12 protein-coding genes are annotated in these 12,779 nt (G+C 70.8%); 6 read left to right on the top strand and 6 right to left on the bottom strand.

Annotated elements, in window-relative coordinates:
• Positions 1–3: 3 nt before the first annotated feature.
• Complete coding sequence (locus BIU89_RS00355) at positions 4–2,064, bottom strand: MDR family MFS transporter (RefSeq protein ID WP_071244084.1); 2,061 nt, start codon at positions 2,062–2,064, stop codon at positions 4–6.
• 169 nt (positions 2,065–2,233) lie between these two features.
• Here BIU89_RS00355 and BIU89_RS00350 point away from each other — a divergent pair, with 169 nt between their 5' ends.
• Together BIU89_RS00350 and BIU89_RS00345 are read left to right on the top strand one after the other, a co-directional pair.
• A complete protein-coding gene (locus BIU89_RS00350) occupies positions 2,234–3,184 on the top strand; it encodes a phosphotransferase (RefSeq protein ID WP_071244082.1) in 951 nt (316 codons plus the stop codon).
• A 72-nt stretch (positions 3,185–3,256) separates the two neighbouring features.
• Complete coding sequence (locus BIU89_RS00345; protein ID WP_071244081.1) at positions 3,257–3,646, top strand: hypothetical protein; 390 nt, start codon at positions 3,257–3,259, stop codon at positions 3,644–3,646.
• 33 nt (positions 3,647–3,679) lie between these two features.
• Here the strand turns inward: BIU89_RS00345 and BIU89_RS00340 are convergent, their stop codons facing one another.
• Together BIU89_RS00340 and nadE are read right to left on the bottom strand one after the other, a co-directional pair.
• Positions 3,680–5,137: an SPFH domain-containing protein gene (locus tag BIU89_RS00340; RefSeq protein WP_071244079.1), complete on the bottom strand. Its 1,458-nt coding sequence runs from the start codon at positions 5,135–5,137 to the stop codon at positions 3,680–3,682.
• Positions 5,138–5,314: 177 nt separating this feature from the next.
• Positions 5,315–6,142, bottom strand: a complete 828-nt coding sequence (gene nadE / locus BIU89_RS00335) for an ammonia-dependent NAD(+) synthetase (protein ID WP_071244153.1) — start codon at positions 6,140–6,142, stop codon at positions 5,315–5,317.
• 454 nt (positions 6,143–6,596) lie between these two features.
• Between nadE and BIU89_RS00330 the strand changes: the two genes are divergently transcribed.
• Positions 6,597–7,034 (top strand): MarR family winged helix-turn-helix transcriptional regulator, encoded by a 438-nt coding sequence (locus tag BIU89_RS00330; RefSeq protein WP_027466582.1) that lies wholly within the window; start codon positions 6,597–6,599, stop codon positions 7,032–7,034.
• 227 nt (positions 7,035–7,261) lie between these two features.
• A complete protein-coding gene (locus BIU89_RS00325; RefSeq protein WP_035809216.1) occupies positions 7,262–8,689 on the top strand; it encodes an MATE family efflux transporter in 1,428 nt (475 codons plus the stop codon).
• 192 nt (positions 8,690–8,881) lie between these two features.
• On the opposite strand, the gene BIU89_RS00320 is transcribed toward BIU89_RS00325, so the two are convergent.
• Positions 8,882–9,481: a copper resistance CopC family protein gene (locus BIU89_RS00320; protein ID WP_071244077.1), complete on the bottom strand. Its 600-nt coding sequence runs from the start codon at positions 9,479–9,481 to the stop codon at positions 8,882–8,884.
• A 41-nt stretch (positions 9,482–9,522) separates the two neighbouring features.
• The gene (locus BIU89_RS18325) at positions 9,523–9,690 is read right to left on the bottom strand and encodes a hypothetical protein (protein WP_155896891.1); all 168 of its coding nucleotides are present in this window, start codon (positions 9,688–9,690) and stop codon (positions 9,523–9,525) included.
• A gap of 222 nt (positions 9,691–9,912) precedes the next feature.
• Between BIU89_RS18325 and BIU89_RS00315 the strand changes: the two genes are divergently transcribed.
• Positions 9,913–10,626, top strand: a complete 714-nt coding sequence (locus tag BIU89_RS00315; protein ID WP_071244075.1) for an alpha/beta hydrolase — start codon at positions 9,913–9,915, stop codon at positions 10,624–10,626.
• Between the two features lie 91 nt (positions 10,627–10,717).
• Here BIU89_RS00315 and argG read toward each other — a convergent pair whose 3' ends face one another.
• Positions 10,718–12,160 (bottom strand): argininosuccinate synthase, encoded by a 1,443-nt coding sequence (argG, locus tag BIU89_RS00310; RefSeq protein WP_071244073.1) that lies wholly within the window; start codon positions 12,158–12,160, stop codon positions 10,718–10,720.
• 104 nt (positions 12,161–12,264) lie between these two features.
• Between argG and BIU89_RS00305 the strand changes: the two genes are divergently transcribed.
• Positions 12,265–12,717: an HTH domain-containing protein gene (locus tag BIU89_RS00305; RefSeq protein WP_071244071.1), complete on the top strand. Its 453-nt coding sequence runs from the start codon at positions 12,265–12,267 to the stop codon at positions 12,715–12,717.
• Positions 12,718–12,779: the final 62 nt, after the last annotated feature.

Raw genomic sequence — 12,779 nt, 5'->3', positions numbered from 1 at the left:
GACTCAGACCTGCGCCCGACCACCCTGGACGGGGATCGAACCGGTGACCGGGGCGGTGGGCGAGCCCATCGTGTCCGCGGCCCGCACGGCCTGCGCTTCGAGGTCGTCGGCGGTGCCGGCGTCGTCCGCCTGCTCCTGCAGGGCCGAGCTCTTGCGGAGCGGCGGCGCCTTGAAGAAGAAGCTCAGGACGAACGCGAGCAGGATCACCGCGAAGCCGACCCAGTAGACGGTCACGGCCGAGGCGTTGAACCCGGACATGAACGGCCGGGTCAGAGCAGCGTCCGCACCGTTGAGGTACGACGTGTCGCTCGTCTCGGCGTTCGAGTCGCTCGAGTCGTTCGCGCCCTTGTCGATCTGCTTCGACAGTTCCGGTGCGAGCTGGTCCACCCAGTAGGTGCGCTGCGCCGAGTCCGACCAGTCGACGACGAGCCGGCCGCCCTGCACGCTGGCGTGCGCCTTGTCTGCGGCAGCGGTGAGCGCCTGCTGCTGCACGGCGTCGGGAGCCCCGGCGGTGGCCTGGGTCACCTGGTCGGTGGCGGTGTCGAGGCCGGACTGCACCTGCTTCTGGAGCGGGGTGACGATCGGGTTCCAGATCTGGTCCATGACGCCCTGGTTCGCCTTGGCGCTGGCGACCTCCGGGTCGAGCGCCGCACTGAGGGCGGGCTTGAGGTTCGACTCGTCCGCAGTGGCGTGCAGGATGTTCGCCGGCATGAGCGAGAACAGGACGGACAGCAGGACGGCGGTGCCGAGCGTGCCACCGATCTGGCGGAAGAACGTGGCGGACGACGTCGCCACACCCATGTCACGCGGCTCCACCGAGTTCTGAGAGGCCAGGGTGATGCTCTGCATGAGCTGGCCGAGGCCGAGGCCGATCAGGAACATCCCGATCATCAGGAACCAGAGCGGCTTGTCGATCGTCATGAACGTCAGGACGACGTAGCCGAGCGACACCAGGGCCGTGCCGATGACCGGGAAGATCCGGTAGCGGCCGGTGCGCGCCACGATCTGCCCCGAGGCGATCGAGGCGATCATCAGGCCACCGATCATCGGCAGCGTCGCGAAGCCGGACTCGGTCGGCGTCAGGCCGGTGACGATCTGCAGGTACAGCGGGATGGTGAGCATCGCGCCGAACATCGCGAAGCCGACCAGGAAGCCCAGGATGGTCGCCATCGAGAACGTGCTCGAGCGGAAGAGCTTGAGCGGGATGATCGCGTCGTCCTGCATGCGGGTCTCGATCACCAGGAAGGCGACGAGGCCGAGCGCACCGATGACGTAGCAGGCGATCGCGCTGGCCGAACCCCAGCCCCACGTGCGGCCCTGCTCCGCGACGAGGAGCAGCGGCGCGAGCGTGACGATGACCGAGGTCGCGCCCCACCAGTCGATGCGCGGCTTGGCCTTGGCCTCGCCGAACTTCGGCAGGTGCAGGAACGCGATCACCATGAGGAGCGCCGCGACACCGATCGGCACGTTGATCAGGAACACCCAGCGCCAGCCGGTGATGCCGACGATCGAGCTCGCACCGGCGAACAGTCCACCGATCAGCGGGCCGATCACGGACGAGATGCCGAAGACCGCCAGGAAGTAGCCCTGGTACTTCGCGCGCTCACGGGGCGCGAGGATGTCGCCCATGATCGCGAGCGGCAGCGACATCAGCGCACCGGCACCGATGCCCTGGAACGCGCGGAAGGCGGCGAGCATGGTCATCGACGTCGACAGGGTCGAGAGCAGCGACCCGAGGATGAAGACCGCGATGCCGAAGATGTAGAGCGGGCGACGGCCGAAGACGTCGGAGAGCTTGCCGTAGATCGGCGTGGTGATGGTCGACGCGATCAGGTAGGCCGTCGTGACCCAGGCCTGCTGGTCGAGGCCGTGCAGGTCGTCACCGATCGTGCGGATCGCCGTGCCGACGATGGTCTGGTCGAGCGACGACAGGAACATGCCCGCCATCAGGCCGTAGATGACGAGCAGGATCTGGCGGTGCGACATGATCGGCTTGCCCGGCGTGCTCGCCGGGGAGTCCTGTCGTCCGCGCGACACCTCGACGGGTGCGGTGGCAGTGGACATGCGGGGTTCCTCACAGGGGATGTGGCGTGGTGGTCGTCGGCCTGGTTGGACCCCGAAACGAGGGTCAACCTTGCAGGCTCTGCAACTTTACACCGTAAGCACCTTTGCCGCCAACGCAAAGTTGCCGAGCGTGCACGTTCGTGTGCGGGTTCTCAGGTAGCGTCGGCGCATGGGGCGAACCACCTGGACCGATGTACCGACGACGCTGCGGCAGCAGGTGGAGGGGGTGCTGGGCGGTCCGGTCGTGGCAGCCGAGTCCCAGGCGAGCGGGTGGTCGCCCGGAAGCGCCGACCGGGTGACGACCGCGGCGAGGGAACGAGCCTTCGTGAAGACGGTGTCGCGCTCGCGCAACGAGGCCGCCCTCGACCTGCACCGCCGCGAGGCCGAGGTCATGGCCCAGCTGCCGACCACCGTGCAGGCACCGCGGCTGCTCGACGCGCTGCACGCCACGGTCGACGGCGACGACTGGGTCGCGCTCGTGCTCGAGGACGTCGCAGGGCACCACCCGGGCGGACACCTCGACGGATCGGACACGACCGCCGTGCTCGACGCACTCCACACACTGCCGCTCGCGACCGATGGACTGGCGACGCTCCCCCGCATCGCCGAGGACCTGCGCGGTGAGTTCGGCGCCTGGGACCGGATGCTCGCTGCCGGCTCGAACGCCGTCCGCGTCGCCGAGGTCATCCCGCCGCACGTCCTCGACGCCGGCCCCGCGATCGCCCGCGCGGCATCGGGGGCAGCTGCCCTCGTCGACGGCGAACACCTCGTGCACGCCGACTGCCGGGCGGACAACCTGCTCGTCGACGACGCCGGGCTCGTCTGGGTGGTGGACTGGCCCTGGGCGAGCGTGGGCGCGCACTGGCTCGACCCGCTGACCTACCTGCTCGACACGCTGGTCCGCGGTGAGGACGACGACGTCGAGCACCACCTCGCCACGCACCCGGTCTTCGCCGGGGTGCCCGCCGCCACGATCGACGCCGTGCTGGCCGGGCTCGCCGGACTGTTCTTCGAGCACGCCCTGCCCCCGGCGCCGCCGAACATGCCCACCATCCGCGACTTCCAACGGCGCGAGGGCGTGGCGGCCGCCGAGTGGCTGCTCCGCCGCTGGGCCGCCTGACAGCGCATCCGCCCGAGCGGGGGACGCGTGGTGTCCAGGGAGCGCAGCGCACCGGAGCGTACGGTCCACCGCATGACTGATGAGCACCGCACCCCGCGTCCCGAAGACGACGCCGCGCGCCTCGGTCTCGTCGTCGTCGGAGAGGCAGCAGCCCTGCAGTCCGGCGACGAGGCGGCACTGGACGCGAGCGAGCAGAACATCCGCGACACGATCGACGAACTGGTCGACGAACCCCTGACCCCGCGGCAGGAGGAGGTCGTCGAGCGACTCGCCGCGGCCGGCGGCACGCTGACCGCCGGGCTCAGCGGCGCCCTCGCCGCCCAGAGCGGTCGCAGCGTCGACGACGTGCTCGAGGGTGCGGCCCGCAGTGTCGTGTGGCAGCAGCGGCTCGCGGACGAGCGTGAGGACGCCGGCGCGCAGCAGCGCGACCCGCAGAACGAGAACGGGCACGACGAGGGCTGATCCCCGTCGCGCCCGCTGCAGGCACCCGCTCGGTTACTCGGCCGGCTCGACCTGTGGCACCGACTGCTCGCGCACGACGGCACGGGCAGCCGCCTGTCCCGTCGTGGTGCTCTTCACGATGTCGCTCAGGGTGAACCCGGCGGTGGCGCCGAGCAACGCGTCGACCTCGCTGAACTGGCTGACGACGCTCTTCGACAGGGCACCGGCGCCCTCGGAGGACACCACGGTGAGTGTGTCGATGTTGCTCATCGGCGCCGCGAGCTCGCGGGCGATGCTCGGCAGCGTCTCGATCGCCTTGACCCGCAGGACGGCCTCGGAGTGCTGCGCGAGCGCGTCGGCCTGCGCCTTGGTCGCATCGGCCTCGGCCTGACCCTTCGCACGGATCGCGTCGGCGGCGGCTTCACCCTCGGCACGCGAGGCATCGGCGGCGAGCTTGCGGGCGTCCGCCTCGGCCTTCGCCTCGGCCGCGACGGCCTCCGCGGAGATCCGACGGGCCTCGGCCTGGGCGCGTGCGGTCTCGACCTGGGCTCCGGCGGCGGCTTCGGCCTCGACGCGGGTCTTGCGCGCCTGGGCCTCGGCGACGGCGGAGACCTCGGACTCGAGCTCGGCACGGCGCAGCTCGGCACGCTTCTGCGCGGTGATCTGCTCCTGCTCGACGACACCCTGGGACGCGCGCGCCTGGGCGAGCGGGCCGGCGGCAGCGGCTTCGGCGGACGCACGGTCGGCGTCGAGCTGCAGCGCGGCACGGCGGATGGCCAGGGTGTTCTCGGCCTCGGCGATCGCCTGGTCGGCGGTCGCGCGGGCTTCTCGCGCTTCACGGTCTGCCTGGGCCTCGGCGTTCTCGGCCTCGAGTCGCACGCGTGCACGCTCGGCACGACCGAGGTCGCTGATGTACTCGTTGCGGTCCGAGATGCCCTTGATCTCGAACGAGTCGACGTCGAGGCCCTGGCTGTGCAGGGCGTCCTTGGCGACGTCGAGCACAGCGACGGTGAGCTGATCGCGCTTGCGGATGATGGTCGACACGTCGGTCGCACCGATCGAGGCGCGGAGCGAACCGGACAGGACCTCGCGCGCGAAGTCGTCGATCTTCTTCTCCTGCCCGAGGAACCGCTGCGCGGCCGCCCGGATCGAGGCGTCGGTCTCGCCGACCTTGACGAGCGCGACGGCCTCGACGTCGATGGTGACACCGCGGGAGTCCTGCGCGTTGACGTTGATGTCGATCGCACGCGAGCTGAGCGACAGCTTCGCGACCTTCTCGAAGAAGGGGCGGACGAGCACGCCGGCGCCGAGCACGACCTTGATGCCGGACTCGACGGTCTCGGTGCCGTCGGCGTTCTTGACCTTGCGGGAGCGCTTGCCGGTGATGATGAGCGCTTCGTCGGCACCGGCGTTGCGGTACACGACCTTGGCGTAGATCAGCGCGATCACGGCGAGGACGATGATCCCCACGATGATCAGCGGGACGGCTCCGAGCGCGAACAGGACTTCCATGACTCCCCCTTGAGGACCAGGCGCCAGCCTGGATTCCGCATCTGTTGTTCCGTTGGCTCCCATCCTAGGAGCGCACGCGGACAGCGGGGGCGCGCTGGGGAGGGTTGGGGACAACAGACGGGAGGCGCGGTGCAGGATCACCTGCACCGCGCCTCCCGTCCGGGGTTGCGTCAGCGCCTACGCGCCCGCACGCCACCACTCGTCGAAGGGCGTCGCCGGCACCTGGCGCTTGTGCTCCGTCGCGCGGTACCGCGATTCGATCGCCTCGGCGACCTCGACCGGCACGTCGTGGCCCTGCAGGTAGGCGTCGATCTCGGCGTAGGTGAGTCCGAGGTTCGCCTCGTCGGTCTGCCCGGGCAGCTCGTCGAGCAGGTCGGCGGTGGGCGCCTTCTCGTACAGGCGGGCCGGTGCGCCGAGGTGCTCGAGCAGCTGGCGCCCCTGGCTCTTCGACAGCCCGGTGAGCGGGGTGAGGTCGACGCCGCCGTCGCCGTACTTGGTGAAGAAGCCCGTGACGGCCTCGGCCGCGTGGTCCGTGCCGACCACCAGCAGGCCGCGCTGCCCGGCGATCGCGTACTGGGCGACCATGCGCATGCGCGCCTTGACGTTGCCCTTCACGAAGTCACTCAGCTCGACGCCCGAGGCCGCGGTGTCCTCCATGACCCCGTCGACCCCGTGCTCGATGTTCACGGTGACGCCCGGGTCGGCAGCGATGAACTGCAGGGCGAGCTGGGCGTCGTCCTCGTCGGCCTGCACCCGGTAGGGCATGCGGACGGTCGTGAACTCGGCCGGGTGCCCCTCGGCTCGGAGCGACTCGACCGCGAGCTGGGTCAGGCGGCCGGCCAGGGTGGAGTCCTGCCCGCCGCTGATGGCGAGGAGGTACCCCTTCGCCCCGGTCGTCAGCAGGTAGTCGCGCAGGAACCCGACACGACGGGCGACCTCCTGCTCCGGGTCGATGGTCGGCTGGACGTTGAGGTCCGCTGCGATGGCGGCTTGGAGTTCACGCACCACCCCAGTATCACGCCGATCCGGCTCCGTGGACCGGCGGGTTCCCGAAGACGTCCATCGGATCAACCGGGAGGTCCCGGGGCGGCGGTGACCCGATCACCACCGCCCCGGGGATCCGCGACGACCCGAACGCGTCGCGGACCCGGTGAGGCGGACGCCGGTACCCGCCGGCGCCCGTCCTGGTCAGGCGCGACGAACCCGTCGCGCCGGGATCGCGGTGGGTGGTCCGTGGTGTGGCACGATGCCTCCTCGTCCGACAGGGTCTCCGCCGCTGATCCGCCCCCGGTGGTGAGCCAGGGGATGTGGGGCCCGTCGAACGGGCCGGAGGCGGCTGGTGAGGCCGCTTGCTGTGGAAGGTACCAGGATGCCAGCAGCACTCGATGCCCCCGTTGTGGGGCCACGATCCAACCCGGCGTCGTTGACAGTTCGATACCTAACAGTTAGAGTCCTGATCATGCAGGCACCGGACTTCACGACACCGCTCCAGCTCATGCGGTGGATCGGATGGGCACAGCGCAAGGGCGCCGAGGAGTGGGTCCGTGAGCGCGATCTCACCCACGAGCAGTCCTTCGTGCTCGGGTACCTGCAGGAACACCCCGGCGCCATCCAGCGGGACATCGCCGAGGCCACCCGGACCAGCGCGGCCAGCGTCTCGAGTCTCCTGCAGGGACTCGAGCGGCGTGGCCTGATCGAACGACGACCGGACGCCACGAACGGGCGGACGAAGACGGTGCACGCCACCCAGGCGGGCATCGACCTCATCGCCGGGTTCACCGACGCGATGGTCGCCCTCGACGACTCCCTGCTCGCACCGCTCGACGCGGACGAACGCGCCACCCTGCGGCGGCTGCTGCAGAAGGTGACCGCGGAACTCGCGCCGCCGACCCGCTAGCCGCACCACCCGCGCCACCGCACCAGCGCACCAGCGCACCGCACCGACCCGCTCCAGGCACCACGTGCCTCCCGGCCGGATCCGCCGGCGCGCCCTCGCGACCACGCGATCCCGCGCCTTCGCGATCCCGCGACCCCGCGACCCCGCGACCCCGCCGGTCGCGTGCTCCCCCCTGCCGTGCCGGCGTCCGTCGGCGCGCCCACCGTCATGCCCGGAAGGGAACCGTCATGTCCTCCACCACCACCGCTGCGGCGACGAACCGCTGGTACCTCTCCGCTGCCCCGATCGCCCGAGCCCTGGTGCACCTGTGCGTGCCGATGGCCGCCGCGATGGTCGTCAGCGCCCTGTACAACGTCATCAACGCGGGCTTCATCGGCGCCCAGCACGACACGTCCCTGCTCGCCGCGATCACCTTCGGCACGCCGCTGCTCGGCCTGGTGATGGCCGTGGGCGGAGTGTTCGGCGTCGGCGGCAGCGCCTTGATGTCCCGGTTGCTCGGCGCCTCGGAACACGATCCCGACAAGGCGCGGGACATCAAGCACGTCGCCTCGTTCGCCCTGTGGGGAGCCGTGGTGACCGGCGCCGTGCTCGGCGTCGTCGGACTCCTGCTGCTCCGCCCGCTCGTCGCCGTCCTCGGTGCCGACGCGGCAGCGGTCCCCGCCACGAGCGAGTACGTCGCCGTGATGCTCGCGTTCGTCCCCGTCCTCGCCGCGTCCTTCGCGCTCGAGCAGATCGTCCGCTCCGAAGGTGCCGCGCGGCAGGCGATGATCGGCCTGGTCCTGTCCACGGTGGGCAACCTGGTGTTCGACGTCCTGTTCATCCTGGGGCTGCACTGGGGTGTCGGCGGCGCCGCACTCGCGGTGGGCCTGGCCAACGTGGTCTCGATCGCCTACTGGGTGACGTGGCTGCAGCGGAACAGCGAGAACGTCAGCTTCGCGCCCAAGTGGTTCACCCTGCGTGCGGACATCCTGAAGCCCGTGTTCGGCATCGGCGTCGGCGAGCTGCTGCAGTCCGCGTTCCTCATCGTCACGACACTCGTCCTCAACAACCTCGCCGCCGCCTACGGTGACGACCCGCTGGCAGCGATGGGCGTCGCGGTCCGCATCGCCCAGGTGCCGGAGTTCCTGGTGATGGGCGTGACCATCGGCGTGCTGCCGCTGCTCGCCTACGCGTTCGGCGCGGGCGACGCCGATCGACTCCGCTCCGGCCTGCGCGCCGCGGCCCTGACCGTCGGCGGCATCGTGCTCGTCTTCTCCGGCACCGTGTTCGTGTTCCGCGAGCAGGTCTTCACGATCTTCTCCGGTGACCACTCGGTGCTCGCGATCGGCATGACGATCCTGACGGCACAGCTCGTCGCCGCCGTCGTCAACGGGTTCACGGGACTGCTCACCTCGCTGTTCCAGGCGACCGGGATGGTCATGCCCGCGATGGTGCTGTCGATGGCGCAGGGCGTGCTGTTCATCCCGATCGTGATCGCCGGCAACGTGTGGTTCGGGCTGGCCGGGATCATCTGGGCACTCACCGTCACCGAGGGCATCGTGTTCGTCGCCGCCGTCGTCCTCTGGCTGGCGACGCGGGGGCGCATCGCCCGAGGCCTGGCCGAGGGCAGCGCGGCACGCGCCGACGCCGCTCTGGAGGCCACCCCTGTGGCGTGAGGCGCGTCGCCCCCGGCGTCACGCACCACGTGCGGACGGGAGGCCCGGTGCCGGTCCGGCACCGGGCCTCCCGTCCGTTGCGTGGTCGCGTGACGTGCGCCGCGTGCGCTTCGTGAGCAGGAACGGTCGGGTGCGCGCGTGCGACCCGACCGCTTCTGCTCACGAAGTGCGCGACGCGGCGGCGCCCGCGCGCTACGCGCTGCGGCCGCGCCGCAGCAGCAGCACGACGACCGCGCCGGCCACCAGGACGGCCCCGGCGCCGAGGCCGATCCAAACGCCCGGCGCGATGCCCGGCGACGAGGACGGAGCACCGTCCGAGGCTCCGGTGGCCGTCGCGGTGGCACTCGGCGTCGGAGCGGTGCTCGCCGTCGGGGTCGGGGTGGCACTCGCGCTCGGGGTCGACGCCGGGGCTGCGGCCCGGTACTCGAAGGCGAGCGTGCCCTCGATCGGGTGGCCGTCCGGCGACACGTACCGCCAGAGCACCGTGTAGCTGCCCTGGTCGAGGTCGACCGCGCGGCGCATGGTCGTCCCGGAGACCCTCACGTCACCCGTTGCGACGTCGGCACCGGAGGCATCCGTCACCTGGATCCGGAGTCCGGCATCGAGGCCGGCGAGCGGCGCTTCCGAGAAGGTCAGGTCGACGGACTCGAGCGGTTCGGTGACGACCGCCCCGTCCGCCGGGGTACTGCTGGTCAGGGCCGAGTGGGCCGACGCGGGCTGGACACCGACGAGCGTCAGCAGTCCCGCCGCGACGATCGCCAGTGCCGCCGCCGTGGTTCGGGCTGTGCGCATGCGCAGACTCTACCGACGGCCGAGCGGCAGCCCGCTGGGGGTCAGAGCTGCTCGCCGAGGAAGTCCGCGTAGGTGGGCTCGTAGCGCGCTTCACTGACGCTGACGAGCTGGTGGCCGGTTCCTTCGAGGCGTTCGGCGACGAGGGCGGCGAGGTCCTCGGGCGAACGGAGCCCGTGGCGGTGCCACGCGTTCTGGATGGTGGCGGTCATGGCGACCAGCCCTTCGTCGAGATGATGCGCATCTCGGATCCGCCCGGGTCGACCCGCTGTGCCAGACCCCACAGATCGTGAGGAGCATCGTGACGACGAGTCCCTGATGACTGACCCGGTACCGCAACGATACGGTCGCGCCCGACCGCCGTCGAGGCGGATGCGCTTCGCGGCTGACGGACGCGACGGACCGGCGACGCGGGTGCGCTGTAGCGTCGGCGCATGGAGATCCTCTTCGTCCACGGCGCGCTCGTCCGCGACGGCGACTGGTGGTGGCAGCCCACCGCCGACCTGCTGTTCGAACGCGCCGGTGTCCGCAGTCGATCGGTGGCACTGCCGTCCTGCGGCGAGGGCCCGTCCGGCCGCCCCGAAGGCGGTCTCGCCGAGGACGCGGCAGCGCTCCGGGCCGCGCTCGACCGCAGCGACGGAGCGATCGTCGTCGGGCACTCGTACGGCGGCACGGTCGTCGCCGAGGCCGGTCAGCACGATGCTGTCGAGCACCTTGTCCACGCGTCGTCCTACCTGCCCGACGTCGGATCGGCGCAGGCCGGGATCATGTCGGACGAGCCCGACCCGGTGGCGATCGGTGATGCCGGGGACGGAGCCCTGGCACTGGTCGGGTACGACGCCTCGTCGTTCGGCGCGCGGTTCCTGCAGGACGCCGTCGAGCTGGTGCAGCGGGCTGCGTGGGACCGCGTCACCGCACAGACCGCTGCCGCGTTCGTCACGCCGACGACCGCCGCGGGCTGGCAGGGCGTCGACTCCACCTACCTGGTCTGCACCGAGGACCGGAGTACCACCGTGGCCCTCCAGCGCGCGCACGCGGCACGTGCGACGCGGAGTGTCGACGTCCCGACCGGGCACCATCCCTTCATCACCCGACCCGACCTGGTCGTCGAGCAGCTCGAGCTGCTGCTCGGAAGCGCCGCGGCTTGAGACGTCACGACGACGGACGGGAGGCCCGGTGCCAGCTGGCACCGGGCCTCCCGTCATCAGGGGGTCGCGCCCAGGGCGCGGGTCCGCTCGATCAGTCGGTGCCGGAGTCGAAGGCCGCGCCCTCGGACGCGAGGTCCGTGCGTCGACCCATCGCGTCCTCGGCGTCGGAGGCAACGATCGCGCCGCCGAGGATCTCCTCGGCCTCGCCCGCCTCGAGCTCGCCGACGAGCTCGGCCGTCGCGCCACCGATGAGGCCGGCGGCGGCGTACTGCTCGAGCCGCGAACGGGAGTCCGCGATGTCGAGGTTGCGCATGGTGAGCTGGCCGATGCGGTCGTCCGGGCCGAAGGCGGCGTCGCCGACGCGCTCCATCGACAGCTTGTCCGGGTGGTACGACAGCGCGGGGCCCGTGGTGTCGAGGATCGTGTAGTCGTCACCCCGACGCAGGCGTAGCGTGACCTCGCCGGTGACGGCGGATGCGACCCAGCGCTGCAGCGACTCGCGGAGCATGAGGGACTGGGGGTCGAGCCAGCGGCCCTCGTACATCAGGCGACCGAGACGACGGCCTTCGTTGTGGTACGAGGCGACCGTGTCCTCGTTGTGGATCGCGTTGAGCAGGCGCTCGTAGGCGATGTGCAGCAGCGCCATGCCCGGAGCCTCGTAGATGCCACGGCTCTTCGCTTCGATGATGCGGTTCTCGATCTGGTCGGACGCACCCAGGCCGTGGCGGCCACCGATGGCGTTCGCCTCGTAGACCAGGGCGACCGCGTCGGTGTACTCGACGCCGTTGATCGCGACGGGGCGACCGGCTTCGAACCGGACACTGACGATCTCGGTCGCGACCTCGACGTCGTCACGCCACGCGGCGACGCCCATGATCGGCTCGACGATTTCCAGGCCGCTCGACAGCTCTTCGAGGCTCTTCGCCTCGTGCGTCGCGCCCCAGATGTTCGCGTCGGTCGAGTACGCCTTCTCGGTGGAGTCGCGGTACGGGAACCCGCGGGCGACGAGCCACTCGCTCATCTCCTTGCGGCCGCCGAGCTCCTCGACGAACTCGGAGTCGAGCCAGGGCTTGTAGACGCGCAGGCGCGGGTTGGCCATCAGGCCGTAGCGGTAGAACCGCTCGATGTCGTTGCCCTTGTAGGTGGAGCCGTCGCCCCAGATGTCGACGCCGTCTTCCTTCATCGCGCGGACGAGCATCGTGCCCGTCACCGCGCGGCCGAGCGGCGTCGTGTTGAAGTACGTCTTGCCACCGGAGCGGATGTGGAACGCACCGGTCTGCAGGGCGACCAGGCCTTCTTCGACCAGGGCGCTCTTCGCGTCGACCAGTCGGGCGATCTCGGCGCCGTACTCGTGGGCGCGGCTCGGCACGGCGTCGATGTCCGGCTCGTCGTACTGGCCGATGTCGGCCGTGTACGTGCAGGGGATCGCTCCCTTCTCGCGCATCCAGGCAACGGCGCAGGAGGTGTCGAGACCCCCTGAGAACGCGATGCCGACTCGTTCGCCGACGGGGAGACTGCTCAGGACCTTGGACACGGGGTCAATCGTACGGGGCCAGCGGGCTCGACTACCGTCCGGGGCGACGGTTGTGGAGAACTGCCCTGCAACCTGACCCGCCGTCACACCAGGAAGGGAACGAGATGACTGCCGATGCCCTCGACGTCCGGGCGGAGCTCCGCGCTTTGATCGAGCGCCGTTCCGCCACGCTCGACGTGATCGCACAGACGACCGGGATCTCGGAGTCGACTCTCTCCGCGTACCTGGACGGCCCAGGGACCGAGCACCAGGGTCTGACCGCCCTCGGGACCGGACTGACTCCCGACGAATCGCAGCGGCTCGCCGTCCTCGCAGCCATGCTGGCCGCAGCTCCGAGCGTGCCCGACGACGACCGCGTCCGCGGCATCCTCGAGGCTCTCAAGCAGGCCTCGGGGCTGACGGTCGCGAACATCGCGTCGCTCACCGGGATCGCGGAGTCCGACCTCGACGCGTTCACGAACGATCCGACCGGGGTGAGCGCTGCCGTGAAGTACTCGATCGCGACCAGGACCTCGTTCCTCGTGAACGCCGTCAACCTCGCGACACCGAGGCACTGAGCGATACCAACGCGCGGAAGGGACTCGAACCACTTCGATGTACTGGTGCCCCTGGACAGCAC

This window comes from Curtobacterium sp. MCBA15_005 (genome assembly GCF_001864855.1).
Classification (GTDB): Bacteria; Actinomycetota; Actinomycetes; order Actinomycetales; family Microbacteriaceae; genus Curtobacterium; species Curtobacterium flaccumfaciens.
The sequence above is the reverse complement of the archived record's forward strand: the minus strand, read 5'-3'. Positions and strand labels throughout refer to the sequence as shown.

Bases quoted from the DNA above. Each gene is read 5' to 3' on its own strand.
- BIU89_RS00330 (WP_027466582.1), top strand. From the start codon at position 6,597: ATGCAGGCACCGGACTTCACGACACCGCTCCAGCTCATGCGGTGGATC.
- BIU89_RS00340 (WP_071244079.1), bottom strand. From the start codon at position 5,137: ATGGAAGTCCTGTTCGCGCTCGGAGCCGTCCCGCTGATCATCGTGGGG.
- BIU89_RS00350 (WP_071244082.1), top strand. From the start codon at position 2,234: ATGGGGCGAACCACCTGGACCGATGTACCGACGACGCTGCGGCAGCAG.
- BIU89_RS00305 (WP_071244071.1), top strand. From the start codon at position 12,265: ATGACTGCCGATGCCCTCGACGTCCGGGCGGAGCTCCGCGCTTTGATC.
- BIU89_RS00320 (WP_071244077.1), bottom strand. From the start codon at position 9,481: ATGCGCACAGCCCGAACCACGGCGGCGGCACTGGCGATCGTCGCGGCG.
- BIU89_RS00345 (WP_071244081.1), top strand. From the start codon at position 3,257: ATGACTGATGAGCACCGCACCCCGCGTCCCGAAGACGACGCCGCGCGC.
- BIU89_RS00315 (WP_071244075.1), top strand. From the start codon at position 9,913: ATGGAGATCCTCTTCGTCCACGGCGCGCTCGTCCGCGACGGCGACTGG.
- BIU89_RS00325 (WP_035809216.1), top strand. From the start codon at position 7,262: ATGTCCTCCACCACCACCGCTGCGGCGACGAACCGCTGGTACCTCTCC.
- BIU89_RS18325 (WP_155896891.1), bottom strand. From the start codon at position 9,690: ATGACCGCCACCATCCAGAACGCGTGGCACCGCCACGGGCTCCGTTCG.
- BIU89_RS00355 (WP_071244084.1), bottom strand. From the start codon at position 2,064: ATGTCCACTGCCACCGCACCCGTCGAGGTGTCGCGCGGACGACAGGAC.